We start from the raw sequence: 24,275 nt of genomic DNA on the forward strand, positions 1-24,275 counted from the left end.
GAAATAGGCAGATGCCGTCTTCGAACGCACGTCCCGCGACGTGGCGGCGTCGCGCGCGCCACGCGATCGGCGCCGCCGCCATCGCGCTGCTCGCTGGTTGCGCGGCACCACCCTCGCCCGTCATCGCCACGCCTGCGGCCTGCGTGCAGCCTGACGCGCACCAGATGCTTCAGGCCGACCTGCTGTTCGGGCGCGCAATCGCCGGACGCGGCCCCGTCACCGATGCGGAACGCGCGGCCTTCCTCGCCAACGTCGTCACGCCGCGCTTTCCGGACGGCTTCACGTACTGGGACACCCACGGCCAATGGCGCGACCGCGCCACCGGCCAGATCATCCGCGAAGCAAGTTTCGTGGTCCGCATCGTCGCCGACGATACGGCCGCCACGCATGCGCGGCTTGCCGAGATCCGGCAAGCGTACCGCGAGCGCTTCCGGCAGGAGTCGGTCGGCATCACGCGCGTGCCGGCCTGCGCGTCGTTCTGACTCGTCCGCATCGACCGACGCGCGGCGATGCGCAAAAAAAAACGGGCGCCCGAAGGCGCCCGTCGCATGCGAGACATCCGCGTTTCGCTTACTTGCTCTCGAACATGTCCATGATCTGCTGCTTCTCCTGCTGCGTGACGGGCGGCGGTGCGAGCCCCTCCGAGCCGGCCGAGCCGAGCGCGTCGTTCGCGCTGATCGCGTTCGCGGCCGGGTTGATGTCCACGCTCGCGACGAAGCCGTTGCCAGGCGTGCGATCAGCGTAGTAAAGCTCGCCGTCGATCGACGTCAGCCCGTCCGGCATCGGCATCTGCTGCTCGGGCACGCCGTTCAGCGCGGTGCGCATGTAGTTCACCCAGATCGGCAGCGCGAGCTGCGCGCCGAATTCGCGACTGCCGAGGCTCTTCGGCTGGTCGAAGCCCATCCATGCAACGGCGACGAGCGACTGCTGGTAGCCGGCGAACCAGCCGTCCTTCGCATCGTTCGTCGTACCCGTCTTGCCCTGCAGGTCGCTTCGGCCGAGCGCGTTGGTGCCCGCGCCCGTGCCGGCCGTCGCGACCGTATGCAGCAGGCTGTTCATCACGTATGCGTTGCGGCCCTCGATCGTGCGCGGCGCGGTGCCGCCGGCGATCACCGGCTGCGACTTCTGCAGCGGCTGGCCACGCGCGTCGTCGACTTCGGCGATCAGGTACGGATCGACCTTGTAGCCGCCGTTCGCGAACACCGCATAGCCGGTCGCGAGCTGCAGCGGCGTGACGAGGCCGGCACCCAGCGCCATCGGCAGGTACGGCGGCGTCTTCGCCGGATCGAAGCCGAAGCGCTGCGTCACGTACTCCTGCGCGTACTGCGTGCCGATCGACGCGAGGATCCGGATCGACACGAGGTTCTTCGAACGCTGCAGGGCCGTACGCATCGACATCGGCCCGTCGGGCTGGTCGTCGTCCTTCGGCTCCCACGCGGTGCCGCCCGGCACGCTCGGCGGGAAGTACAACGGTGCGTCGTTGATGATCGTCGCCGGTCCGAGGCCCTTGTCGAGCGACGCCGAATAGATGAACGGCTTGAACGACGAACCCGGCTGGCGCCACGCCTGCGTCACGTGGTTGAACTTGCTCTTGTTGAAGTCGAAGCCGCCGACGAGCGAGCGGATCGCACCGTCCTGCGGCGCGATCGCGACGAGCGCGCCTTCGACCTGCGGCAGTTGCACGATCTGCCAGCCCGCGTTGCCGTCCTTCAGCACGCGCACGATCGAGCCCGGCTTGATCCGCAGCGTCGCGTTCGCGCGCGGGCTCAGCGCGGCCGACACGAAGCGCAGCCCGGCCGGGCCGATCGTCGTCGTCGCGCCGCCGACGAACTGCACCTCGACCGCGTTCGGCGCCGCAGCCAGCACCACCGCCGACTGCAGGTCGCCGTTGTCCGGGTGATCGGCGAGCGCATCGTCGATCGCCTCGTCGCGATCGTCGCCGGCCGCCGGCAGGTTGATCGAGCCTTCCGGCCCGCGATAGCCGTGGCGGCGCTCGTAATCGAGAATGCCGCGACGCACGGCCTGGTACGCCGCTTCCTGATCGGCCGAGTTGATCGTCGTCGTGACGGTCAGCCCGCGCGTATAGGTTTCATCCTTGTACTGCTGATACATCATCTGCCGCACCATCTCGGCGACGTATTCGCCGTGCACCGCGTACTGGTTGCCCGGCGTGCGCACGTGGATCTCTTCCTTCACCGCCTGGTCGTACTGCGGCTGCGTGATGTAGCCGATCTCGAGCATGCGCTTCAGGATGTACTCCTGACGCACCTTCGCGCGCTTCGGATTGACGACCGGGTTATACGCGGACGGCGCCTTCGGCAGCCCCGCGAGCATTGCCGCTTCCGCGAGCGTGATGTCCTTCAGGTCCTTGCCGAAATACACGCGCGCGGCGGCCGCGAAACCGTACGAGCGCTGGCCCAGGTAGATCTGGTTCATGTACAGCTCGAGGATCTGGTCCTTCGTCAGGGCCTTTTCGATCTTGTACGCGAGCAGCATCTCGTAGATCTTGCGCGTATACGTCTTCTCGCTCGACAGGAAGAAGTTGCGCGCGACCTGCATCGTGATCGTGCTCGCGCCCTGGCGCGCGCCGCCGTGCATCAGGTCGGCGACGCCCGCGCGCAGGATGCCGAGGAAGTCCACGCCGCCGTGCTCGTAGAAGCGGTAGTCCTCGATCGCGAGCACAGCCTTCTTCATCACGTCGGGAATGTCCTGGAAGCGCACGAGGCTGCGGCGCTCCTCGCCGAACTCGCCGATCAACACGTGATCGGCGGTGAACACGCGCAGCGGCACCTTCGGCTGGTAGTTGGTCAGCGCATCGAGCGACGGCAGTTGCGGCGCCATCACGACGAGTGCGTAGCCGACGATCAGCGCACCGACGATCGCGAGCGTCGCGAACAGGCCGACGAACCACAGCGCGACGCGCGAGCCGAACGAGCGGCGATCGGCGCCCCGGCCTCCGCTGCGCTGCGCGCGACGGTCGTCGCCGCGGTCGTCGTCATCGGGGTAATAGGCCCCCGACGGCGAACGGCGCAACGTGTAGTGAGGCTCGTTTCGGTCGGAATGAGAAGACGGTCGTTTGATAATTGGCATGTCGGAATGGCGGGCGGCGTGGCGCCCTCGGACGCATGCGGAAAATGCAAGCGGATGAATCAGAGTGGGTGCATCGTGGCAACTGTCACGTCGACAGACCCCGCCGCGCGGCGATCCGTTCCCGCGACGTGACAGCGCATTTTAATGAAATCGACCGATCGGCTTCGCGATTTTTTGTAAAAATTCCCGCACAAGCGTGAATTGCGGAACGTATTGGCGCGATGCTCCGCCTATCATGGACTCGCAACCCGGTGCGTGCCGCGGCGTTTCTTTCAGATGCGAAAGGTTGAAGCCCGCACGCGCATGGCGCTTGAACTCCGGCACTTAAGCCGTATTTAAGGGGCCGGCGGTGTAATATCCGCCAGCTCACGCGGGTCGGAACCGATTCGCGACGGGCATTGCCGCTGACGCGGCACCTTTCAACCACGGAGGATTTCATGTCGCTTTTCGACTCTGTTTCGCGCACGATCAAAGGCCTGCTGAACGATGCGGCCGACTCGGTACAGGATCCGTCGCGCGACGCACGGCAGATCGTGCGGGAGCTCGACGACAGCATCGGCCGTGCCGAGAATTCGCTGATCGAGATCGAGGCACAAGTCGCGACCCAGCGCAGCAAGCGCGATGCGGCCGACGACAAGGTGAAGAAGTACGAGGACGGCGCGAAGCGCGCGCTGCAGGCCGGCGACGAAGCACTCGCACGCGAGGCGCTCGCCGCGCAATCGAACGCGGAAGCCGAGCGCGATGCGCTCGCGGCCGAACTCACGACGCTCGAGCCGTCGGTCGACAAGCTGAAGGGGCAGATCGCGGACATGCGTCAGCGCCGCAACGACCTGAACGCACGCTCGAACATCCTGCAGGCCAAGCAGGAAATCGCGCAGGCGAAGGACGTCGCGGCCAGCGCGCTGGGCGGCATCGGCGGCAAGAACCTGTCCGAGGATTTCCAGAAGCTCGAGGACAAGGTCGCGCTGCAGAACGCACGCTCGGACGCCCGCCTGAATTCGGCCGACACGTCGAGCGGCAAGGCGCTCGACGACAAGCTCGCCGCGCTGAACAAGGGCCCGTCGGTCGAGGACCGCCTCGCCGCGCTGAAGAAGCAGCTCGACACGCCCGCGCAGTAATGGCAACCGCGCCGCGGCCCGCCGGGCCTGCGGCGCGCACCGATCGTCAGGAGACGGGCGCTTGCGCCCGGTTCGACCATGAAGAAATCTCTCGCCGCTCTCGGCCTCTCGCTGATGCTGCTGTCGTCCGCCGCGTTTGCGGTCCCGTCGCTGCAGCAGGTCGAGCAATCGATCGCGCAGCGCAACTGGCAGCAGGCCGACACGCAGCTGTCGCAAGTCATCGACGCGCATCCGAACAACGCGCATGCGCGCTACCTGTACGCACAGGTGCTGGACCGCGAAGGCCGCGCGTCCGACGCGCTCGCGCAACTGCAGCGAGCGAAGTCGCTCGATCCGCAACTGCGCTTCACCGATGCGGCGCGTTTCGCGCAGACCGAATCGCGCATTCGCGCGGACGCCGCGCGCACAAGCGGCAATGCACCGTCGGCCACCCAGGCCGGTTCGTTGCAGTCTTCGCTCGCCCCCGCCGCGCCGGTCGCGAAACACGGCCCGTCGACCGGCATGTGGATCGGCCTCGGGCTGATCGTCGCGATCATCGCGCTGGTGCTGCGCTGGACGTTGCGGCGCGCACGCTCCGCCGATAACAGCCGCGCCGACGACGAACGCCGCACGCAGTTGAAACGCGCGACCGACGTGCTGAACGACATCCGTCCGCTGAAACTCGACGCGAAGCTGTCGACGGCGCCGGGCGCCGCCGCACTCACCGGCGAACTCGAAGGCATCGAGACCGATGCACGCACGCTCGTCGAGGCGCTGTCGAACGGCAAGAACCCGGTGCCGCCGTATCGCATCGACGAACTCGAACAGCGACATGCGAGCGTGAAGGCACGCGTCGAAGGCCGCCCCGATCCGAGCGCGCAACCCGCGGCGCCCGCAAACGGCAGCGGCTCCGTGTATGCGCAGGAAGCCGATCGCATGACCGGCATGCAAGGCCAGCCCTATCAGCAGCAACCGTACCCGCAGCAGCAGCCGCCCGTCGTGGTCCAGCAAGGCGGTGGCTTCGGCGGTGGAATGGGCGGGCTGCTGACAGGCGTGCTGCTCGGCGAGGCGATGTCCGGCGGCCGCGAACGCGTGGTCGAACGCGACGTGATCGTCGACGACCAGCGCCGGCGCCGGGAGAACACCGATCCGGGCTTCGACCTCGGCCGCGGCGACAACTCGAGCTGGAGCGACGGCAACGGCGGAGGCAGCGTCGATCTCGGCAGCAACGACGACGGCTGGACCGACGACAACACCTGAGCAGTCCACACGCGGGCGTTGACGCATCGCGCCGCGCCCGCCCCCCTTACACCGCGCTTCCTTTCATTTCCGCTCGCACCGGCGCCCTCCGTGATTTGTTAATCATTTCAAGATGGGCTACCGGCAATGGGGCACGTTCGCTATCATGCGGCCATCGGCGTGCCTCCGATCCCCTCCGACCCGCCAGACGCTTCGCAGCCCTGCGCGTCGCGGCACGCCTGCCCTCGCCCAACCAGGAGAAAGCCGCTCATGAGCATAATCAAGGAATTCAAGGAGTTCGCCGTCAAAGGCAACGTGATGGATCTCGCCGTCGGCGTGATCATCGGCGGCGCATTCTCGAAGATCGTCGACTCGGTCGTGAAAGACCTCATCATGCCGGTGATCGGCGTGCTGACGGGCGGTCTGGATTTCTCGAACAAGTTCGTTCTGCTCGGCACCATCCCTCCGTCGTTCAAGGGTAATCCCGATTCGTTCAAGGACCTGCAGGCGGCGGGCGTCGCCGCATTCGGCTACGGCTCGTTCATCACCGTGGCGATCAATTTCGTGATCCTCGCATTCATCATTTTCCTGATGGTGAAATTCATCAACAAGCTGCGCAAGCCGGAAGAAACCGCGCCGGCCGCGACGCCGGAAGACACCGTGCTGCTGCGCGAGATCCGCGATTCGCTCAAGCAACGCTGAGCACCGCGCCACGTAGCATCCGCCGGGCCCGCCAAGTGCGGGCCTTTTTCATGGGCACGCGCCGCGCGTGGCCCATCTCACTTTTTTGTGACGCGCGAATGCACGCGCGGGAAAAGCAGGTCTATGATGGAGACTAAACGACAGTACGGGCGCCAAGACGCTGGCTGTGTCGATCATCGTGGCAAGCGGGTCGACGGGAGACATTGATCGTCGTACCGCACGAGTGCAGCATTTTCGTGTGCTATAAAGGATCGACATGCGGCGTACATAGCCGGGAGTGGGTCGCATGAAAGTGCCGCATTTCTTGCAATTGTTTTTGAGGCGAGTGTTTATGTCCTTCCCGAAAAAACGTCGACGTGCGCAACAGGACGGCCAGGAGTCGTTCCTCGCGGTATTGCGCCACTCGAAACCGTTCGCGCAGCTCGACACCAAGATTGCCCGCGCCCGTGCGCAGGACGAACCCGTCCTGTATGCGCATGTGCTGCCCGGCCTCGACGTGCTCCTGTGCAGCGTGCGCGGCGCTCAGCCGCCCTATCCGGCCATCGCCGAACTGCGCAAGCGCTGCATCGAATCGATCGCCAACGCACTCGAACAACCGCTCGACGGCCTCGAGAACGGCGGGTACTGGTACGAGGCGAACGGCTTCGGCTTCCTCGTGTTCGCGAGCCGCGCCCGCGCGCGCATCCTGCCCGAATTTGGTGCAGGCACGAAGGCGAGCCTGCGCGGCGGCCTCGGACGACAGAACGCCGGCGACACGACACCGCGCTCCCTCGGCTGAACCGACACCGACTCGATGGGCCGCCTCCGGGCGGCCCATCGGCCATTCAGGCTTCCCGCTTCACTGTCGCGGCGCGATCATTGCGCCGTCGCGCGCCCGTTGCCGGGCCGGACGATGTCGATGAACGCGGCGAAATCGGCACCGGCAAGCCCCTGCGCGGCGCCCAGCCGGAGCACCTGCTGCACCGTGGCCGATACGGGCATTACCGCGCCCGTGTCGCGCGCGGCGTCGGCGATCGCGTCGACGTCCTTCTGGAACGTGCTCAGCGCGCCGATCGGCGGATGACCGCCTGACGTCATGCGCGGCACGAAGGTCTGCAGCAGCACCGAATCAGCCCACCCGCCCGCCAGTGCGTCGGCCAGACGCGCGGCGTCGATGCCGCTCGCCTGTGCGAGGCCGACCGCTTCCGCGATCGCGGTCACCGTCGCGGTGACGATCGCCTGGTTGCAGAGTTTCGCGGTCTGTCCCGCGCCCGCGTCGCCCATGTGCGTGATGCGCGACGCGTAGGTGTCGATCAGCGGCCGCACCGCGTCAAGGTCGATCGCGCCACCGCCCGCCATCACCGCGAGCGTGCCGGCCTGCGCGCCGGGCACGCCGCCCGATACGGGCGCGTCGATCCAGCCGACGCCGAGCGCGGCCGCGCGCGCCGCGTAGTCGCGCGTCGCGGCAGGCGGAATGCTCGAATGATCGACGATGCGCTTCAGGCGGCGCGCATTCGCATCGCCGGCGAGGAGCCCGTGCTCGCCGAACGCGACGTCGCCGACCGCACGGCCGTCGAGCACGCACACGAACACCGTGTCGACGCGCTCGGCCAGTTCGCGCGGCGTGTCGACCACCAGTGCACCGTCCTTTTCGAGCGCCTCGGCCTTGGCGCGCGTCCGGTTCCATACGCTGACCCGATGGCCCGCCGCCAGCAAATGCCGAATCATCGGCGCGCCCATCAATCCCGGTCCGCAAAATCCGACTTCCACGATGTTCCTCGTCTCCAATTGGGGTTGCACTTGCCGCCCATCATACCTATCACTCAAGAAGCCGGACACGCGCGGTGCCGCCTCGGGCCCGCCGCTTGCGCGGCCGCACACACCGACATCCCAGGGAGCGCATCATGAGCGACCACGTCTACAAGCTGATTGAACTGACCGGTTCGTCGCGGCAATCGTGCGACGACGCCATCCGCAACGCGATCTCGAAAGCCGGCAAGACGCTGCACAACCTGCACTGGTTCCAGGTCACCGAAACGCGCGGCCACATCGAAGGCGACCAGGTGATCCACTGGCAGGTCACGCTGAAAGTCGGCATGCGTATCGACGACTGACGCACGCGCGTCACGCGCGGTGCACTGGCCGCCGGATGCGTGCAATGCGCATCCGCGCGGCGCCGCGCCCACCCGCATCACGCCCCGTTCGGGTCCCTTCGCGAGGCCCGGCCGGCGTGCGTGTGCGGGTATCCATCTCTTGACGCTGGTTTTCGTTCATATTAAAAACCATATACCCACATCACCCCTCGATCAGCCCAGACATATAAACCGGAGAAATCATGAGTCAGCAACGCGAGGCGATCGACACGTACCTCTTGCGCGTCTTGCACACCTTGTTGATGGAGCGCAGTGTCACGCGCGCGGCCGTCAAACTGAACCAGTCGCAACCGGCGATCAGCGCCGCACTGCGGCGCCTGCGCGACATCACAGGCGACCCGCTGCTCGTGCGCGGCAAGTCCGGCATGGTCCCAACCGAGTACGGATTGCGCCTGCTCGAGCCGGTGCAGAACGCACTGCGCGAAATCGAGCGCATCAAGTTCCAGCAGCACAATTTCGACCCGGCCACGTCGATCCGCTGCTACCGGATCGGCTGCCCCGACTACCTGAACGTGCTGTTCGTGCCGACCGTCGTCGAACGCTTCCGCCAGGCGGCGCCGAACGCGACGCTCGAGTTCCACTCGCTCGGCCCCGCATTCGACTACGAGCTCGCGCTGGAAGACGGCAAGCTCGACATCGTCGTCGGCAACTGGCCCGAGCCACCCGAGCAGCTCCACCTGTCGAACCTGTTCGTCGACGAAATCGTCTGCCTGATGAGCAACACGCATCCGTTCGCGAAGCGCGGCGGGCTCACGCTCGACCAGTACCTGAACGCGCCGCATCTCGCGCCGACGCCGTACTCGGTCGGCCAGCGCGGCGCGATCGACGTGCATCTCGCGCGCGAACGGCTCAAGCGTCACGTGGTCGTCACGCTGCCGTACTTCAACCTCGCGCCGTACGTGCTGGTGAAGTCCGACCTGATCTTCACGACGACGCGCCTGTTCGCCGATCACTACGCGAAGTTCCTGCCGCTGTCGGTCGTGCCGGCGCCGCTCGACTTCCCGCCGATGCAGTACTACCAGCTGTGGCACGAACGCTGCCACTACTCCGACGAAGTGCGCTGGCTGCGCAGCCTCGTCGCCGAAGCAACCCGCACGCTGATCGAGACGTAATCGCGCACGACGCGCGCGGCGGCCATGCCGTCGCGGTGCGGCCCCGTGCGATCGTGGCGTGTGGCGGCCATGGCCGCGGCCACGCGCCCGATCGCAGCGCGACCTTCACGTCGATGCGTCAGCGCGACGCCTCCACGAGTGCTTGCGCCAGCGCATTGTGACGCTCGATGACCGGCGGCAGGTCGAGCGTCGCGAGCCGCCCTTCCCGCACCACCACCTTCCCGTTCACCACCGTGTACGCCGTCTGCGACGGCGCGCAGAACACGAGCGCCGCAACCGGATCGTGCAGCGCGCCCGCGAACAGCGGCTGACGCAGGTCGAACGCGGCGAAGTCCGCGGCCATGCCGGGCTTCAGCGCGCCGATGTCGTCACGGTTCAGCACTTTCGCGCCGCCCAGCGTCGCGATCTCGAGCGCCTCGCGCGCGGTCATCGCGTCGGGCCCGAAACCGACCCGCTGCAGCAGCAGCGCCTGCCGCACTTCCGCAACCATCTGCGCGCCGTCGTTCGACGCGGAACCGTCGACGCCGAGCCCGACCGGCACACCCGCGAGACGCATCTTCTTCACGGGCGCGATGCCCGACGCGAGCCGCATGTTCGAACATGGGCAGTGCGCGACGCCGGTGCCGGTGCGCGCGAACAGGCCGATGCCCGCATCGTCGAGCTGCACGCAGTGCGCGTGCCACACGTCGCGGCCGACCCAGCCGAGATCTTCCGCGTATTCGGCAGGCGTCATCCCAAACTTCTCGCGGCTGTACGCGATGTCGTTGACGTTCTCGGCCAGGTGCGTGTGCAGCGATACGCCGTAGTCGCGCGCCAGCACGGCCGCATCGCGCATCAGGCCGCGGCTCACCGAGAACGGCGAGCACGGCGCGACCACCACCCGCAGCATCGCGTAGCGGCCTTCGTCGTGATAGGTCTCGATCAGGCGCTGCGCATCGCGCAGGATGTCGGGCTCGCGCTCGACGACCGAATCGGGCGGCAGCCCGCCATCGCGCTGGCCGACGCTCATCGCGCCGCGGCTCGCATGAAAGCGCATGCCGATTCGCTGCGCGGCGCCGATGCTGTCGTCTAGCCTGCTGCCGTTCGGATAGATGTACAGATGGTCGCTCGACGTCGTGCAGCCCGACTGCAACAGCTCGGCCATCGCGGTCAGCGTCGACACCTCGATCATCTCGGGTGTCAGGTGCGCCCAGATCCGGTACAGGTTCGTCAGCCAGCCGAACAGTTCGGCGTTCTGCGCGGCCGGCACCGCGCGTGTAAGGCTCTGGTACATGTGGTGATGCGTGTTCACGAGCCCCGGGATCACGAGGTGGCCGCGCAGGTCGAGCACTTCGTCCGCGGTATCGGGCAACTCGGCGCTCGGGCCGACCGCGACGATCCGGTTGTCTTCGATATAGAGCCCCGCGTCGCGCAGCTCGCGGCGCGTGTCGTCCATGGTCACGAGCACGTCGGCGTGCTTGACCAGCAGGGTTTTCGGGCGGGATGAGGAAGAGTTCGGCGCGCGTGCGCCGGCGTGCTGCTCGAGGTTCATGCGTTCTCCGCGTCGGTCTGCCCCCAGGGGCGGTTCCTGGGGACGGTCACACAGCCGTTCGAACGCTGAATCGCGGCACGCTCCGGTGCCTGCGTCCGTTCGAACGCCCTGGCCCGGTTACCCGGCGTGCTCGCCGTCTTCGGGGTGCGCGCGGGCCACGGGCCGACGCGCACGGCGGGAGGATCGCCCAAGCGCGCGCCGCACACAATGCGCGATCCGGAATACTGCGCTTCACGGATTCGATATGGTACGCCGCGCAACGCCCGTCCGAGCGCCCGAAACAGCCGCCGGAAGCCGTATCCGGCGTGCCGTCGACAGCCGCTCATGCGCGGCGCATTATCTTTGATATCGCGCCCGTATTTGCGCGGGGAACCTTTTTACAATGCCTGCACGGCGCTCGCTTCAATCTCGCCGACGGGTATGTAGCCACGTGACGTGGAGCCTCGATCCGCCGCACAGTCAATGGATCGAGTCGCCGCCGAACCTCGCATTCACACAAGGACAATTGCGAATGGGAAAGCTCACTACCCACGTACTCGATACGGCACACGGTCGCCCCGGCGCTGCCATCAAGGTGGACCTCTACGCGCTGGACGGCGAATCGCGCCGCGCAATCAAGACCGTTCTGACCAATAGCGACGGCCGCTGCGACGAACCCTTGCTCGAAGGCGCCGCGCTCGCCGCCGGCGAATACGAACTCGTGTTCCATGCCGGCGACTACTTCGCGTCGCTCGGCGTGAAGGTGCCCGAACCCCGCTTCGTCGACCGCGTCGTCCTGCGCTTCGGCATCGCCGACACCGCATCGCACTACCACGTGCCGCTGCTCGTGTCGCCGTGGTCGTACAGCACCTATCGCGGCAGCTGACAGCGCATCGGCGCCCGACGCATCGGCGCCCGACGCATCGGCGCCCGCATCAAAGACAACGATCTGAGTCTGGAGGAGTTTCATGGAAGGCTTCATCACCGACTGGCTGAACCTCGCGCTGCGATGGCTGCACGTCATCGTCGCCATTGCGTGGATCGGCGAGTCCTTCTATTTCGTCGCGCTCGACAACAGCCTGAAACCGCCGACCGACGCGAACCAGCGCAAGCGCGGCGTGTTCGGCGAACTGTGGCACGTCCACGGTGGTGGTTTCTACAACATGCAGAAGTACACGGTCGCCCCGCCGGAAATGCCGGATGACCTGCACTGGTCGAAGTGGCCGTCGTACACGACCTGGCTGTCGGGCTTCTCGCTGTTCTTCGTGCTGTACCTGCTCGCACCGAACACGTACCTGATCGACAAGAGCGTGCTCGACATGGGCCCGGTGGTCGCCGTCGCCTCCGCCCTCGGCTTCCTCGCGGCCGGCTGGATCGTCTACGACTCGCTGTGCCGAATCCTCGGCACCAACGATCGCGTGCTGGGCATCTGCGTCGGCGTCTACGTCGTCGTCGCCGCGTACCTCGCGTGCCACATCTTCTCGGGCCGTGCGGCGTACCTGATCGTCGGCGCGATGCTCGCGACGATCATGTCGGCGAACGTGTTCTTCGTCATCATCCCCGGCCAGCGCAAGATGGTCGACAAGATGCTCAAGGGCGAAGAACCGAACCCGATCTACGGCAAGCGCGGCAAGCAGCGTTCGGTGCACAACACGTATTTCACGCTGCCGGTCGTGTTCGCGATGCTGTCGAACCACTATGCGATGACGTACACGAACAAGTTCAACTGGGTCGTGCTCGTGCTGATCATGCTGGCCGGCGCGCTGATCCGTCAGTTCTTCGTGATGCGTCACCGCGGCAAGCAGCTGTGGTACCTGCCGATCGGCGGCGTCGCGCTGCTGTCGGGCGCACTGGTGTGGACGATGCCGAAGCCGGTCGCGCCGGAAGCGCAAGCGGCCAACGCACCGAAGATCGTGATCAACGACATCATGCCGATCCTGCAGCAGCGCTGCGTCGAGTGCCACTCGGCGAAGCCGACGCTGATGGGCAGCGCGCCCGCCGGCGTGATGTTCGATACGCCGGACGAAGTATCGAAGAACGCGCAACGCATCTACGAACAGGCCGTGCGCCTGAAGGCGATGCCGATCGGCAACGTCACGCACATGACCGACGACGAGCGCGTGAAGCTCGCCGCATGGTTCGAGGGTGGCGCGGTCAAGTAAGCCGCCGTGCGCCGGCCGTCGGTTGCCGGCGCAATCCTCTCCGTTCGCGGGCCCGGAAACGGGCCCGTTTTTTTGCCCGTCCGGAACGTGTGCCCCGCTAGCCCCGCATCGCGTCGCGCTGCAGCGCGACGAGCGCATCAAGCGCGCGCGGGCCGTCGTCGAACGGAACGAAGATGTGATCGTGATACGCAGCAGCCATCACGTTGCAGCTGATGCCTGCCGCGCCGAGGGCGCTCGCGAACGCGGCCGTCAGGCCGACCGCCGCGAGGTCCGAATGCACCGTCAGCGTGATCCACGCGGCGCGGAACAGCACGGGCCAGCCGCGACGTGCAGCCGTTGCCTCGTCGACGACGACCGTCATGCCTTCCGTTTCTCGGAACGTCGCAATCGCTTCGGATAACGATATGTCGGCATCGGCCGGCAGAGCGACGAAGGCGAACGCACCGCGATGCAGTTCCGGCCGCATCGTGCGCAACAGGATCGCGAGGTCGTTTTCAGGTTGGCTCATCGTGGTACGGCCCGGGAACCGGGCGTCGTGCGGTGGCGATGCGGGCACGATAGCACGCGATCGACGTCTTCGACGTAGCGGCGGCGTCATGCCGTGATGCGTGCGCCGAGACCATAAAAAAACCCGCGCAGGTCGCGCGGGTCTCTTCGATGAAACGGTACTGGCGAAACGCTGCTCAGGCCGTCAGCGCATCAAGTGCGTCCTCGGTGAGCCACAGCGATTCCGGCAGGTTCTGCTCGTTCAGGTTCAATCCGTCGCCGCCGCGATCGACGACGATGAAGTCGCTGACGCCGCCGAGCGCGATCAGCGGGTGATGCCACACGCCCTTCGCATAGTTCACCCCCTGCCACCCGCTCGTCACGAACGCGCGGATCTTCGACGGATCGAGATCGCCCGCCGGCGCGACGACGACGAGATACGGCTGGTCGTTCAGCGGCACGAACGCCTGGCTGCCGAGCGGATGGCGCTCGAGCATCTTCACCTCGAACGGCAGCGTGCGGGGCTGGCCGCGGAACAGGTTGACGAGCGTGCGTCCGTCTTCGTCGGTCACGTCGACCTTCGCGAGATCGTGAAAGCGGATCGTCGTGCCGAGGTTGATCGGAATCTGCTTCGCGCCTTCCGTTTCGATCACATCGCCGAACGGCGCGAACGCGTCCTTGGTCAGCGGTTCGATTACGAGTGTCTTCATTTGTCGAGCGTCCCCCACAGACGCAGGCGCGACACACCGCCGTCCGGAATGATGTTCAGGCGCACGTGGGTCACGGGGCCCAGCGATGCGATTTCGTGCTCGAAGTAATGCTGCTTGTCCATCTGCAGCTTCTGATCGCCGAGCAGCACCGGCCAGAACATCGACTGCGTGATCAGCGAGCTGTCGGTGCCGCCCGACACGTACGCGGCCTGGATCGAGCAGCGGTCCGGGTAATTGCCCTTGAAGAAAGCGGTATCGACTTCGATCTTGCGGATCACGCCCGGCTGCGCGAGCGCGATGATCGCCCAGTCGTTGCCCGGTTCGCGGCGGCGGCGGGTTTCCCAGCCATCGCCCATGTTCACGCCGCGGCCCGGCAGCAGCAGGTTCGACGCGACGCCGAAATGCTGGTTGTTCGCGGCTACCACGTAGCCGCCGTTTTCCATCGCCGCGAGGTCGAACCGCTCGGTCGCGCTCGCGCCGGCCCAGTCGAGCTGCGGCTGGCCATACACGCGCAGGCGCGCGATGCCGCCGTCCGGATAGATGTTCACGCGCAGGTGCGTGAACGCCCGTGCGTCGCTCGCTTCGACATAGTGATGGCTGTTGCCCTGCAGCGTCGTCGACGGCACGATCTCGACCCACTCGGTCGCATGCGTCGGCGCGCCATCGGCCACGTATGCCGCCTCGATCGACGCGGCCGGCGGGAAGTTGCCGGTGAAGTGGCTCGTGTCGATGTCGAAGCCCTTGATCACGCCCGGCCGCGCGAGCTTGACGATGCACCAGTCATAGCCCGTCGTGCGCTTGCGGCGCGTCTCCCAGCCGTCCATCCACTTGCCGTGGTCGTCGTACTTGCCGGGGATGAACACCGCCGGCTCGGGGTTCAGCATCCGGTCCTTGGGCGCGAAGAAGTCGTCGCTGGCCTCGAGCGCCTGCGCACCGAGGCGCGGGTCGGCGAGGTTCACGTAGCGCCGCGTGAAGTCGGGGGCGTCGGGATCGAGAAGCGGAACAGCCATGATGTTTCCTTGTTTCAGTGATGCGATCGGCCGCCGCGACGCAGCAGGCCGTCGTGAGGTGTCAGGCGTCGATCAGGTCGTCGAGGCGAAAGCGCGCGATCCGGTAGATCTGGTCGAGGCTCGCGCGCAGTTCCTCGGTGCGCGAATGATTCACGCGCGACTCGAAGTTCGCGATGATGCCGTGCCGGTCGTAGCCGCGCACCGCGAGGATGAACGGAAAGCCAAACTTCTCGCGATACGTGCGGTTCAGCGTCAGCAGCTTGTCGAACTCTTCCTGCGTGCACTGGTCGAGGCCCGCGCCGCTCTGCTCGCGCGTCGACTCGGCCGTCAGCTCGCCGCGCACGGCGGCCTTGCCGGCGAGCTCCGGGTGAGCATTGATCAGCGCGAGCTGGCGCACTTCGCCGCCCGTCTCCACCGCGTTCGACATCGTCTCGTGCAGCGCATCGATGCTCGCGAACGGCCGCTCGCCCGCGGCGACCTCGGCCACCCACGGCGAATGTTCGAAGATCCCCGACAGCGCCGCGACGAATGCGCTCGGCGCCATCGTGTTCAGTTGCTCCAACGTGTAACGCATCGCCTTCATGCTTTCCCTTCGTTTCGATGATTGGGCTGATACGGATGATGTTCACGCCAATGACGCGCGATATCGACACGGCGCGTCACCCATACGCGATCGTGCTTCTCGATGTGATCCAGGAAACGCTGCAGCCCGCGGAAACGCCCCGGCCGGCCGAGCAGACGGCAGTGCATGCCGATCGACAGCATCTTCGGCGCTTCGTCGCCCTCCGCGTACAGCACGTCGAATGCGTCGCGCAGGTAGTCGAAGAAGTGGTCGCCGGTGTTGAAGCCCTGCGGCGTCGCGAAGCGCATGTCGTTCGTGTCGAGCGTGTACGGCACGATCAGTTGCGGCAACTTCCTGCCGCCCGACACGTCGACGTCCATCCAGAACGGCAGGTCGTCGCCGTAGTTATCGGAGTCGTACAGGAAACCGCCGTATTCCGCGACGAGACGATGCGTATTGGGGCTGTCGCGGCCGGTATACCAGCCGAGCGGACGTTCGCCCGTCACGCGCTCGATCGCTTCCATCCCGAGGCGCATGTGCTCGGCTTCGAGTTCCGGCGTCATGCTCTGGTAGTGGATCCAGCGCCAGCCGTGGCACGCGATTTCATGACCCAGCTCGACGAATGCGCGGGCGAGTTCCGGATGACGCTCGATCGCCATGCCCACGCCGAACACCGTCAGCGGCAGCCCGCGCTTCTCGAATTCGCGCAGGATGCGCCACACGCCGGCACGCGAACCGTATTCGTAGATCGATTCCATGCTCATGTGGCGGTCCGGATACGCGGCCGCGCCGACGATTTCGGACAGGAACTGCTCGGAACCCGGATCGCCGTGCAGCACGCAGTTCTCGCCCCCCTCCTCGTAGTTCAGGACGAATTGCACGGCGACGCGGGCACGCCCGGGCCAGTTCGCCTGCACGGGATGGCGGCCGTAGCCGATCAGGTCGCGAGGATAGTTGGGATCGAGTGACATGGGTTCGAAGTGCGGCGAAAGCTTGCTGAAGTAATGGGTTCGCATCGACCCGCGCGGGTGCCGGAGGCCGGCCGCGCGGGCCGATGCGATGACGGCCCAGTGTAGCGAAAACGTTCATACGCGCCCATACAGCGGCGCAGATAGTGCATGTCAGACGGCGTGTATGTGCGGTTGCGGCAAATTCGGGACCGGTTCCGACGCGTCGCTCCCGCTTCGCGCCGTGGCGGCGGCCGGCGCGGGTGCGGGCACGTCCTCCGGCGGGCTGAACCGCGCGAATTCGCCGTCGTAGCGCTTCGGCAGCGGCCGCGCATAGTCGCCGCGCTTCGCGGTCGCGAGGCGCAGCGCGACGAGCGCCTCGGCCCACTTGACGGCCGCCGTGACGCCTTCCACGACCGGCGCGCCGATCTGCTGCTCGATCTCGTGCGCGAATTCGGCCATCCCGGCGCAGCCGAGGACGATCGCGTCGGCGCCGTCCTCGTCGAGCGCGCGCCGGCATTCGTCGACGATGATCCGTCGCGCCGCCGAACCGGGCCGGTCGAGCTCGAGCACCGCGACGTCGGTCGCCCGCACGTTGCGGCAGAACCGCTTCATCCCGTAGCGCTCGGCGAGATGCCACGCCATCCCGCAGGTGCGCGCGAGGGTCGTGACGACCGAGAAGCCCGGCGCGAGCACGCTCGCCGCATGCATTGCCGCCTCGGCGATCCCGATCACCGGCCCGCGCGCGAGTTCGCGCGCCGCATACAAGCCCGGGTCGCCGAAACACGCGATCACGTACGCGTCGCAGCCTTCGCGCTCGCCCTGCGCGATCTCGGCCAGAAGCCCGGGCGTCGCGAGCGCCTCGTCGTAATAGCCTTCGATCGACGGCGGCCCCATGGGCGGGCTCACCGCGACGATCTCGGTGCCTGCCGCCGCGATTTCACGCGCGCAGCGGCCCATCGCGTCGGTCATCCGCTGCGTCGTGTTCGGATTGATCAGCTTGATCTTCATCGTGCGCTCCTCAGGCCTTCGTGCTCACGAGCAGCCGGTAGAACACGAAGCCGAGCCCCGCGCCGATGAACCACGAGAAGTTCGCAGCGGCCTGCCAGCCTGGCACCATCACGCAGATGACGGCGATCACCGCGGCCGGCAGCAGCGCCGCGAGCGCGCGGCGGTTCACGCCGCCCGTGTACCAGTAGGTGCCGCGCTCCGACATCGTGTACAGGTCGTCGCGCACGAGCCGGCCGCGCTTGACAAGGTAAAAGTCGGCGATCAGCACGCCGTACAGCGGGCCGATGAACGCGCCGAGCACGTCGAGCGTGTAGTGGATCACGGCCGGATTGTTGAACAGGTTCCACGGCGTGATGAAGATCGACGCGACGGCCGCGAGCATTCCGCCCGCGCGCCAGCTGATCAGCCGCGGCGCGACGTTCGAGAAGTCGAACGCGGGCGACACGAAGTTCGCGACGATGTTGATGCCGATCGTCGCGATCGTGAAGGTCAGCGCGCCGAGGATCACGGCGGTCGGGTGGTCGATGCGGCCGACCGTCTCGACGGGATCGGTGATGAGTTCGCCGAACACCGGAAGCGTCGCGGCGGTGGTGATCACCGTGACGAGTGAGAACGCGAGGAAGTTGACCGGCAGCCCCCAGAAGTTGCCGCGCTTCACGTCGCCGAACGAGCGGCAGTAGCGCGAGAAGTCGCCGAAATTGAGCATCGGCCCGGAGAAGTACGACACGACGAGCGACACGGCCGTGATCATCACCGGAATCACTTCCGCGCCGTGATACTTCACGCCGCCGAGGTTGATGCCGATGTTGCGCCATCCCGCGCGCCACACCATGTAGCCGGCCAGGATGAACATCACGACGTAGACGGCCGGGCCCGCGAAGTCGATGAACTTCTTGATCGTCTCCATCCCGTTCCAGAACACGAGCGCCTGCAGCACCCACAGCAGCATGAAGCCGGCCCAGCCGACCGCCGACAGCCCGAGGAAGCCGTAGCGATGGACGTCCGCGTACGGCAGCCATTGCGGAAAGAACTTCAGCACGACGATCACGAGCGCGCTGGACGCGAGATAGGTCTGGATGCCATACCACGCGATCGCGATCAGCCCGCGGATCACGGCCGGCACGTTCGCGCCGAGCACGCCGAACGTCGCGCGGCACGCGACCGGATACGGTACGCCGATCTGCTGGCTCGGCCGCGCGATCAGGTTGCACAGCCGGTTCACGATCGTGATGCCGACGATCAACGCGATCAGCACCTGCCAGCTCGTCAACCCGAGCGCGAAGAGGCTGCCCGCGAACACGTAGCCGCCGACGCTGTGCACGTCGGACATCCAGAATGCGAAGATGTTGTAAGCACCCCACGTCTGATTCTTAAGGGGTGCCAAATCTTCGTTGTACAAACGTTGACTGTAACCGTCCGGCAACGTGGGGCCGCCGCCCTCGCCGCCTTCTTCCGCCGGATACGCACTGTCGTGCGCCACACTGAACTGAGCCATGACTTCTCCTTGACGCGGCCGAACAGCCGCTCCACCGTCATCGATATCGCTCCGGATCGTTGCCCGGAGTCGGACTGGCGGCCGGCGGCGCGAACCGCCGGCCTGCATTGCTCTCGTTGTGTGGCGCGCGGCCGGGTTCGCGTCGCCGCTCAGGCGCCGCCGAACACTTCGCGCAAATCGACCTGCCCTTGCGCGGGCCGGTCCAGCATCTTCAGTTCGACATGTTGCAGATGGTGCGCCATCAGCGTCATCGCCCGCTTCGAATCGCCCGCTTCCAGTGCGGTCAGTATCTCGTCATGGTCATCGCACGAGCACGGGCTGCGCCCGTGCGATTCATACAGCGCCGACATCAACGTCGAGCGTGCGACGAGCCCGTCGAGGCACTCGCAGAGCGTCGCATTGCCCGTCAGCGCCGCGAGCGCCGTGTGGAATTCGCCCGACAGGCGGATCCACGCCGCGAAGTCGTGCCGCTCGAACGCCTTGCGTTCCTTGTCGATCAGCGCGGCGACGCCCTTGAGCCGTTTCGCCCCCGGCCCCGTCGCGAGCCGTTCGACGACGGCCAGCTCGATGATCCTGCGCATCTCGAACACCTCGTGCACGTCCTGCAGCGTCGGACTCGCGACGAACGCCCCGCGGTTCGGCTCGAGCTCGACCAGCTTGTCGGCCGCGAGCTGCGAGAGCGCCTGCCGGATCGTTCCGCGCTTCACGCCGAACACGTCGCAGAGCTGTGCCTCCGTCAGCTTCGCGCCGGGCGCGAGCCGATGCTCGAGGATCGCCGTGCGGATCCGCTCGGCGATCGCTTCGGGACCGGCAGCGCCGGACGGATGGGTATCGGGATCGTTCATGTTCTGCATCGTGTGATGGTCCTCATCCTAGGACGGACATAAAAATTGTCAACAATTCTTTTCCAGCGTTTCGCACAATCGGCGTGCACGGACGCGACCCCAATCGGTGCGGGATGCGCTAAATCCATGCACAACAAGCCTTGAGGCCATGACAGAGGCCGTTCTTGTCGTATACCCTTCCCGTGATTTTGTTGACAATACTGGTGCAAGAACCGGCGACGACGCTGTCGAAGTCCGCCGGGATTTTTGACCGTTAGTTGCGCACTTACATAAAGAAAAAGGCGGGAAACCCGCCTTTTCATCGACCACGTCAGCGTCAGCCGAGGTGCGGATAGTCCGACAACGTGAGCCGGAACCCGTGCGCATTCGCGACCAGTTGCGCCTGCGCGCCGAACGGCAGCGTCAGCAGGTCGGGCACGTGGCCGAACTGCAGCCCGGTGACGACCGGAATGCCGACCACCTCGCGCACCTGGTCGATCATCGCCTGCATGTCGTAGCCGTTGTCGTATTCGAACGGCCGCGCGCCGGTGAACTGGCCGAGCACGAGCGCCTGCTGGCGCGCGAGCAGCCCCGACAGATGCAGTTGATAGATCATCCGCTCGATCCGGAACGGCTGTTCGTTGACATCCTCGACGAACAGGATGCCGCCCTCGATGTCGGGCATGTACGGCGTGCCGATGAGCGATGTGAGGATCGCCAGGTTGCCGCCCCACAGCGTGCCCGTCACGTTCACGGTCTGCACCTGCGGCGCCTCGGCGATGATCGTCGTGCTCGGCTGCGTCAGCGTCTGCCAGAAGTGCTGCATCGTGAAGTCGCTCGGCGTTTCCGCGCCGAAGTCGGCCGACAGCATCGGGCCGCCGAAAGACTTGATGCGCGCCTTCGCGTACAGCGCGAGCTGGACCGCGGTGAAGTCGCTGTGGCCGACGAGCGCGATCGGCTGGTCGCGCAGGCGGCGCTCGAGCCCGCGATAGTCGAGCCCGTGCAGGATGCGTGCGGCGCCGTAGCCGCCGCGCACCGCGAGCGCGATGTCCGGCAGCGCGCGTTCCGGATCCGCGAGGCGGTTCAGGTCGCCGGCCCGCTCGCCGTCGGTGCCGCCGAATCGCTGGAAGCGGCGCTGCGTCGCCTCGATGTTCTCGATGCGATGTTGCGAGCCGCTCAGGCGCTCGAGCGCGCGGTTGATCGCATCGGGGTCGTGCGGATAGCCGGACGGCGCCAGCAGGCGGATGGTGTAGGACGCAGCGGGCTGGAGGGACATGGCGAAAGGTATCGAGGTCGTCAAACCTGCTTAGAGGGTCCGAACCGTCTCCGGTTCACGGAACCGTGCTGCCCGACCCGCTCCGGGCGACGCGACGGGCGACGGGCGACGGGCGACGGGTGCGGCAAGGGTTACGGCGCGCCGGATTCGGCGTCGCGTGCGAGCCGTGCTTCACGCAGCGCGCGACGGCGCTCCGCGAAGAACGACTTCAGCGCGGCCCCGCACTCATCGGCGAGCACGCCGCCGGTTACGTCGGTATGGTGGTTGAGTTGCGGATTCGCGAACGCGTCGATCACGCTGCCGCACGCGCCCGTCTTCGGATCGGCGGCGCCGTAGACAACTCGCGCGATGCGTGCGTGCATGATCGCGCCCGCGCACATCAGGCACGGCTCGAGCGTCACGTACAACTCGCAGCCGGGCATCCGGTAATTCTGCAGATGCTGCGCGGCCATGCGCAGCGCGGCCATTTCCGCATGGGCCGACGGATCGTGCCCGCCGATCGGGTGGTTGAAGCCGCGTGCGATCACCTCGTCGCCGCGCACGAGCACCGCGCCGACCGGCACTTCGCCGGCCGCGCGCGCCTCTTCGGCAGCGGCCTGCGCGAGCCGCATGAAATGCAGGTCGCGCGCCGACACGGGTGTGGCTTCCGGAACGGGAGAATCGGGAGCAGCAACCGATCCGGCTGCCGCGTCGTGCAGCGCGTCGGCGCTCACATCGGCCCCGCTTCGGCGGGCGCGTCGTCGAGCCCGCGCTCGCACAGACGTTCCGCGATGCGCCGGCAATAATCGCGCGGCATCACCATCGGGCCGCCGCGCAGCGATTCGAGCGCCATGTCGAGGGCGAGGATCTTCGCCTGCAGCCGGCAGCGCGCGGCACGATCGCTGACCGCCTGCAGTTCGTCCTGCAGATTGCGCAGCGCGCGCAGTTGCTCGACGGCTGGCGGCACGAAGCCCGCATTCTTCAGGATACGGTTGGCCACCCGCACCTCCTCGGGTACGAGCAGGTCGTCATCCAGCGCCTGCGGCGCGCCGGTACCCGGCAAATCGTCGAACTCGCCCCGCGCGGCAGCAGCGGCAATGCGTTGTTCGACCAGTGCGTCAAGCAATCTCATCAGTCAATCGGAACAAATGCGGCAGCCGAATTCTAGCAGGGTGACGTGCGTATGACAGGCCCTTCGAAGGCATGCTCGATATTGTGTTTTTTAAGGGCCGTATCGGCGCGCATGGGCGCCGATCGCCACGACTTGCCGCTGTGCTGCGCCGCAGCAGGCTCCGCGCCGATTTTGCGCCGATTTCGCGCCGTTTGCGTGGGCGATGTCCGGCCCTGTTTTTTTATTTTCGTCCGGGTCGATCGGCGTCCGTCGTCCCGCCGGAATCGCCGTTTCGCGACTGCCGGGTCATGCGGCGACCGCTTGCGACCGCGCCTTCGAAAACGGGCGGAACATCATCGCGACGAGGAACGCGCCGATGCCGATCGCGAACGATCCGAGGTACAGCCAACCGTAGCTGCCCAGCGCATCGACGATCAGGCCGCCCGCGACCGGCCCCGCCGCCATCCCGAGGCTGCCGGCCATCGCGCAGCCGCCGATCACGGTGCCCATCATCCGCAGCGGGAAGTTTTCGCGCGCGAGCACCGCATAGAGCGGCATCGCGCCCGCATAGATGAAACCGAACAGCGTCGCGACCGCGTAGAACCCGTCGAGCGTGCGCACGAAGTAGTAGCCGAGCGCGCCGAGCGCCTGCGCGAGCAGTCCCACCACGAGCATGCGCTTCGCGCCGAGGCGATCGCCCAGCAGCCCGAACGCGATGCGCCCGCCCATGCCGGCGAGCCCCTCGACGCTGTAGATCGACACCGCGACGATCAACGGAATCCCGCACGTCACCGCGTAGCTGACCGTATGGAAGATCGGGCCGGAATGCGTCGCGCAGCAGAAGAAATTGGTCAGCAGCAGCACGATAAACTGCGGCGAGCGCAGCGCGCCGCCGACCGACAGCGGCGCGGATCGGGGCACGCCGGCCGGCGCCGGCTCGGCGTGCGGCCCATCGAGCGCGGGGGCGCGGCGCACGAGCAGCGACGCCGGAATCATCACGGCGGCCGCGAGCGCGGCGATCAACAACATCGACGTGCGCCAGCCGTGGCCCGACACGAGCCATGCCGCGAGCGGCGACATCGTCATCGGCGCCATGCCCATGCCGGCCGACACCAGCGACACCGCGAGACTGCGATGCGTGTCGAACCAGCCCGTCACGCAGGCCATCATCGGCGCGAACACCGCGGCCGTCGCGCTGCCGACGGCCAGCCCGAAAATGAGCTGGAACGCGAGCAGCGACGGCGCGCGGCTCGCAAGCGCCAGGCTCGCCGACAGCAGAATGGCGCCCGTCACGACCACCGCACGCGTGCCGATCCGGTCCGACAGGCTGCCCCAGCCGATGCTCGCGAAGGCCATCGCGATGAAGCCGAGCGTCATCGCGGCGGAAATGCCGGTCATCGACCAGCCGGTGTCGCGTGCGATGGCCCGCAGGAACACGGGCAGCGAAAACATCGCGCCGATCGCGATGCAGCCCATCAGGCCGCCCGCGGCGACGATCACCCAGCGATAGCGGGAATCAGGCATCTGGCACCTCCTTTTTCTCCGTAGGTCAGGCCTCAATGAGGAACCGGGCTACTGACGCCGTCGCGAATCCGGTCGACATCGATACGACGAACGACGCAGCAGGGAATCGACATGCGTGGCACATGCGGGCGCTCATGCCCGATCGTCGACACAGTCGAGCGGTCGACAAGGGGCAGATCCGGACGAACCTCGACCGCGCAGCCGCCCCGCTTTTTCGGAATCGGAATGTCGAAATCAGAAATGGTTGGTTTGGGCGCGCGAACGCGGTCACTACACTCGAATCCTCTTGTCATGAC

25 protein-coding genes are annotated in these 24,275 nt (G+C 66.7%); 9 read left to right on the forward strand and 16 right to left on the reverse strand.

The genetic code is table 11. The features are described 5' to 3' along the window. Window positions 1–11: 11 nt before the first annotated feature. On the forward strand, window positions 12–482 hold the full coding sequence (locus ACT2FV_RS26570; RefSeq protein WP_444505128.1) for a DUF3574 domain-containing protein: 471 nt from the start codon (window positions 12–14) through the stop codon (window positions 480–482). 88 nt (window positions 483–570) lie between these two features. Here the strand turns inward: ACT2FV_RS26570 and ACT2FV_RS26575 are convergent, their stop codons facing one another. Further along, window positions 571–3,090, reverse strand: a complete 2,520-nt coding sequence (locus tag ACT2FV_RS26575; protein ID WP_444505129.1) for a penicillin-binding protein 1A — start codon at window positions 3,088–3,090, stop codon at window positions 571–573. A gap of 437 nt (window positions 3,091–3,527) precedes the next feature. Between ACT2FV_RS26575 and ACT2FV_RS26580 the strand changes: the two genes are divergently transcribed. The 4 genes from ACT2FV_RS26580 (at window position 3,528) to ACT2FV_RS26595 (ending at window position 6,906) form a co-directional block, all read left to right on the forward strand. Then, the gene (locus tag ACT2FV_RS26580; protein ID WP_044843730.1) at window positions 3,528–4,208 is read left to right on the forward strand and encodes a PspA/IM30 family protein; all 681 of its coding nucleotides are present in this window, start codon (window positions 3,528–3,530) and stop codon (window positions 4,206–4,208) included. Window positions 4,209–4,286: 78 nt separating this feature from the next. Continuing rightward, entirely contained in the window at window positions 4,287–5,447 is a 1,161-nt protein-coding gene (locus ACT2FV_RS26585) for a tetratricopeptide repeat protein (protein WP_444505130.1), read from the forward strand. A 249-nt stretch (window positions 5,448–5,696) separates the two neighbouring features. After that, complete coding sequence (gene mscL, locus ACT2FV_RS26590; RefSeq protein WP_059599962.1) at window positions 5,697–6,128, forward strand: large conductance mechanosensitive channel protein MscL; 432 nt, start codon at window positions 5,697–5,699, stop codon at window positions 6,126–6,128. 331 nt (window positions 6,129–6,459) lie between these two features. Continuing rightward, window positions 6,460–6,906, forward strand: a complete 447-nt coding sequence (locus tag ACT2FV_RS26595; protein ID WP_027784713.1) for a hypothetical protein — start codon at window positions 6,460–6,462, stop codon at window positions 6,904–6,906. Between the two features lie 77 nt (window positions 6,907–6,983). On the opposite strand, the gene ACT2FV_RS26600 is transcribed toward ACT2FV_RS26595, so the two are convergent. After that, the gene (locus tag ACT2FV_RS26600; RefSeq protein WP_124902350.1) at window positions 6,984–7,877 is read right to left on the reverse strand and encodes an NAD(P)-dependent oxidoreductase; all 894 of its coding nucleotides are present in this window, start codon (window positions 7,875–7,877) and stop codon (window positions 6,984–6,986) included. 134 nt (window positions 7,878–8,011) lie between these two features. On the opposite strand from ACT2FV_RS26600, the gene ACT2FV_RS26605 reads away from it, so the two are divergent. Then, window positions 8,012–8,221 carry a dodecin gene (locus ACT2FV_RS26605; RefSeq protein ID WP_006755984.1) on the forward strand — a complete coding sequence of 70 codons (210 nt, stop codon included), beginning with the start codon at window positions 8,012–8,014 and terminating at the stop codon, window positions 8,219–8,221. Window positions 8,222–8,442: 221 nt separating this feature from the next. Then, window positions 8,443–9,372, forward strand: coding sequence for a LysR substrate-binding domain-containing protein (locus ACT2FV_RS26610; protein ID WP_059599960.1), 930 nt, complete (start codon window positions 8,443–8,445; stop codon window positions 9,370–9,372). Window positions 9,373–9,490: 118 nt separating this feature from the next. Here ACT2FV_RS26610 and ACT2FV_RS26615 read toward each other — a convergent pair whose 3' ends face one another. Further along, on the reverse strand, window positions 9,491–10,903 hold the full coding sequence (locus ACT2FV_RS26615; RefSeq protein WP_174908731.1) for an 8-oxoguanine deaminase: 1,413 nt from the start codon (window positions 10,901–10,903) through the stop codon (window positions 9,491–9,493). Window positions 10,904–11,414: 511 nt separating this feature from the next. Between ACT2FV_RS26615 and uraH the strand changes: the two genes are divergently transcribed. Further along, complete coding sequence (gene uraH / locus ACT2FV_RS26620) at window positions 11,415–11,768, forward strand: hydroxyisourate hydrolase (protein WP_011657188.1); 354 nt, start codon at window positions 11,415–11,417, stop codon at window positions 11,766–11,768. Window positions 11,769–11,850: 82 nt separating this feature from the next. Beyond that, entirely contained in the window at window positions 11,851–13,044 is a 1,194-nt protein-coding gene (locus ACT2FV_RS26625) for a urate hydroxylase PuuD (protein WP_059599958.1), read from the forward strand. A gap of 97 nt (window positions 13,045–13,141) precedes the next feature. Here the strand turns inward: ACT2FV_RS26625 and ACT2FV_RS26630 are convergent, their stop codons facing one another. The 13 genes from ACT2FV_RS26630 to ACT2FV_RS26690 form a co-directional block, all read right to left on the reverse strand. Further along, the gene (locus ACT2FV_RS26630) at window positions 13,142–13,552 is read right to left on the reverse strand and encodes an ACT domain-containing protein (RefSeq protein WP_444505131.1); all 411 of its coding nucleotides are present in this window, start codon (window positions 13,550–13,552) and stop codon (window positions 13,142–13,144) included. 175 nt (window positions 13,553–13,727) lie between these two features. Continuing rightward, entirely contained in the window at window positions 13,728–14,240 is a 513-nt protein-coding gene (locus tag ACT2FV_RS26635) for an ureidoglycolate lyase (protein ID WP_444505132.1), read from the reverse strand. Then, window positions 14,237–15,250, reverse strand: a complete 1,014-nt coding sequence (alc, locus tag ACT2FV_RS26640; RefSeq protein ID WP_444505133.1) for an allantoicase — start codon at window positions 15,248–15,250, stop codon at window positions 14,237–14,239. Before alc ends, ACT2FV_RS26635 begins: the two co-directional genes overlap by 4 nt. A gap of 61 nt (window positions 15,251–15,311) precedes the next feature. After that, window positions 15,312–15,833, reverse strand: coding sequence for a 2-oxo-4-hydroxy-4-carboxy-5-ureidoimidazoline decarboxylase (uraD, locus tag ACT2FV_RS26645; RefSeq protein ID WP_059599954.1), 522 nt, complete (start codon window positions 15,831–15,833; stop codon window positions 15,312–15,314). Continuing rightward, window positions 15,830–16,783 (reverse strand): allantoinase PuuE, encoded by a 954-nt coding sequence (puuE, locus tag ACT2FV_RS26650; RefSeq protein WP_059599953.1) that lies wholly within the window; start codon window positions 16,781–16,783, stop codon window positions 15,830–15,832. Before puuE ends, uraD begins: the two co-directional genes overlap by 4 nt. A 150-nt stretch (window positions 16,784–16,933) precedes the next feature. Further along, window positions 16,934–17,770 (reverse strand): aspartate/glutamate racemase family protein, encoded by an 837-nt coding sequence (locus tag ACT2FV_RS26655; protein WP_444505134.1) that lies wholly within the window; start codon window positions 17,768–17,770, stop codon window positions 16,934–16,936. A gap of 10 nt (window positions 17,771–17,780) precedes the next feature. After that, on the reverse strand, window positions 17,781–19,265 hold the full coding sequence (locus ACT2FV_RS26660) for an NCS1 family nucleobase:cation symporter-1 (RefSeq protein ID WP_059599951.1): 1,485 nt from the start codon (window positions 19,263–19,265) through the stop codon (window positions 17,781–17,783). 149 nt (window positions 19,266–19,414) lie between these two features. Continuing rightward, the gene (locus ACT2FV_RS26665; RefSeq protein ID WP_444505135.1) at window positions 19,415–20,119 is read right to left on the reverse strand and encodes a GntR family transcriptional regulator; all 705 of its coding nucleotides are present in this window, start codon (window positions 20,117–20,119) and stop codon (window positions 19,415–19,417) included. A gap of 307 nt (window positions 20,120–20,426) precedes the next feature. Continuing rightward, window positions 20,427–21,365 (reverse strand): muramoyltetrapeptide carboxypeptidase, encoded by a 939-nt coding sequence (gene ldcA, locus ACT2FV_RS26670; RefSeq protein ID WP_444505136.1) that lies wholly within the window; start codon window positions 21,363–21,365, stop codon window positions 20,427–20,429. 131 nt (window positions 21,366–21,496) lie between these two features. Continuing rightward, window positions 21,497–22,078 (reverse strand): tRNA adenosine(34) deaminase TadA, encoded by a 582-nt coding sequence (tadA, locus tag ACT2FV_RS26675; RefSeq protein WP_059599948.1) that lies wholly within the window; start codon window positions 22,076–22,078, stop codon window positions 21,497–21,499. Continuing rightward, window positions 22,075–22,476, reverse strand: a complete 402-nt coding sequence (locus ACT2FV_RS26680) for a DnaJ family domain-containing protein (RefSeq protein WP_044843744.1) — start codon at window positions 22,474–22,476, stop codon at window positions 22,075–22,077. Before ACT2FV_RS26680 ends, tadA begins: the two co-directional genes overlap by 4 nt. A 285-nt stretch (window positions 22,477–22,761) precedes the next feature. Further along, window positions 22,762–23,979: an MFS transporter gene (locus tag ACT2FV_RS26685; RefSeq protein ID WP_444505137.1), complete on the reverse strand. Its 1,218-nt coding sequence runs from the start codon at window positions 23,977–23,979 to the stop codon at window positions 22,762–22,764. 32 nt (window positions 23,980–24,011) lie between these two features. Continuing rightward, window positions 24,012–24,272, reverse strand: coding sequence for a hypothetical protein (locus tag ACT2FV_RS26690; protein ID WP_444505138.1), 261 nt, complete (start codon window positions 24,270–24,272; stop codon window positions 24,012–24,014). Window positions 24,273–24,275: the final 3 nt, after the last annotated feature.

This window comes from Burkholderia sp. PR2 (assembly GCF_052372875.1).
Classification (GTDB): Bacteria; Pseudomonadota; Gammaproteobacteria; order Burkholderiales; family Burkholderiaceae; genus Burkholderia; species Burkholderia diffusa.

What these genes read in the sequence shown, in the direction of transcription:
- alc (WP_444505133.1), bottom strand. Translation starts at nt 15,250, where the DNA reads ATGGCTGTTCCGCTTCTCGATCCCGACGCCCCCGACTTCACGCGGCGC.
- uraD (WP_059599954.1), bottom strand. Translation starts at nt 15,833, where the DNA reads ATGAAGGCGATGCGTTACACGTTGGAGCAACTGAACACGATGGCGCCG.
- ldcA (WP_444505136.1), bottom strand. Translation starts at nt 21,365, where the DNA reads ATGTCCCTCCAGCCCGCTGCGTCCTACACCATCCGCCTGCTGGCGCCG.
- ACT2FV_RS26660 (WP_059599951.1), bottom strand. Translation starts at nt 19,265, where the DNA reads ATGGCTCAGTTCAGTGTGGCGCACGACAGTGCGTATCCGGCGGAAGAA.
- ACT2FV_RS26575 (WP_444505129.1), bottom strand. Translation starts at nt 3,090, where the DNA reads ATGCCAATTATCAAACGACCGTCTTCTCATTCCGACCGAAACGAGCCT.
- ACT2FV_RS26665 (WP_444505135.1), bottom strand. Translation starts at nt 20,119, where the DNA reads ATGCAGAACATGAACGATCCCGATACCCATCCGTCCGGCGCTGCCGGT.
- ACT2FV_RS26655 (WP_444505134.1), bottom strand. Translation starts at nt 17,770, where the DNA reads ATGAAGATCAAGCTGATCAATCCGAACACGACGCAGCGGATGACCGAC.
- ACT2FV_RS26630 (WP_444505131.1), bottom strand. Translation starts at nt 13,552, where the DNA reads ATGAGCCAACCTGAAAACGACCTCGCGATCCTGTTGCGCACGATGCGG.
- ACT2FV_RS26680 (WP_044843744.1), bottom strand. Translation starts at nt 22,476, where the DNA reads ATGAGATTGCTTGACGCACTGGTCGAACAACGCATTGCCGCTGCTGCC.
- ACT2FV_RS26625 (WP_059599958.1), top strand. Translation starts at nt 11,851, where the DNA reads ATGGAAGGCTTCATCACCGACTGGCTGAACCTCGCGCTGCGATGGCTG.
- ACT2FV_RS26580 (WP_044843730.1), top strand. Translation starts at nt 3,528, where the DNA reads ATGTCGCTTTTCGACTCTGTTTCGCGCACGATCAAAGGCCTGCTGAAC.
- uraH (WP_011657188.1), top strand. Translation starts at nt 11,415, where the DNA reads ATGGGAAAGCTCACTACCCACGTACTCGATACGGCACACGGTCGCCCC.
- ACT2FV_RS26635 (WP_444505132.1), bottom strand. Translation starts at nt 14,240, where the DNA reads ATGAAGACACTCGTAATCGAACCGCTGACCAAGGACGCGTTCGCGCCG.
- ACT2FV_RS26570 (WP_444505128.1), top strand. Translation starts at nt 12, where the DNA reads ATGCCGTCTTCGAACGCACGTCCCGCGACGTGGCGGCGTCGCGCGCGC.
- ACT2FV_RS26685 (WP_444505137.1), bottom strand. Translation starts at nt 23,979, where the DNA reads ATGCCTGATTCCCGCTATCGCTGGGTGATCGTCGCCGCGGGCGGCCTG.
- ACT2FV_RS26615 (WP_174908731.1), bottom strand. Translation starts at nt 10,903, where the DNA reads ATGAACCTCGAGCAGCACGCCGGCGCACGCGCGCCGAACTCTTCCTCA.
- ACT2FV_RS26595 (WP_027784713.1), top strand. Translation starts at nt 6,460, where the DNA reads ATGTCCTTCCCGAAAAAACGTCGACGTGCGCAACAGGACGGCCAGGAG.
- ACT2FV_RS26610 (WP_059599960.1), top strand. Translation starts at nt 8,443, where the DNA reads ATGAGTCAGCAACGCGAGGCGATCGACACGTACCTCTTGCGCGTCTTG.
- ACT2FV_RS26585 (WP_444505130.1), top strand. Translation starts at nt 4,287, where the DNA reads ATGAAGAAATCTCTCGCCGCTCTCGGCCTCTCGCTGATGCTGCTGTCG.
- mscL (WP_059599962.1), top strand. Translation starts at nt 5,697, where the DNA reads ATGAGCATAATCAAGGAATTCAAGGAGTTCGCCGTCAAAGGCAACGTG.
- ACT2FV_RS26690 (WP_444505138.1), bottom strand. Translation starts at nt 24,272, where the DNA reads ATGACAAGAGGATTCGAGTGTAGTGACCGCGTTCGCGCGCCCAAACCA.
- puuE (WP_059599953.1), bottom strand. Translation starts at nt 16,783, where the DNA reads ATGTCACTCGATCCCAACTATCCTCGCGACCTGATCGGCTACGGCCGC.
- ACT2FV_RS26605 (WP_006755984.1), top strand. Translation starts at nt 8,012, where the DNA reads ATGAGCGACCACGTCTACAAGCTGATTGAACTGACCGGTTCGTCGCGG.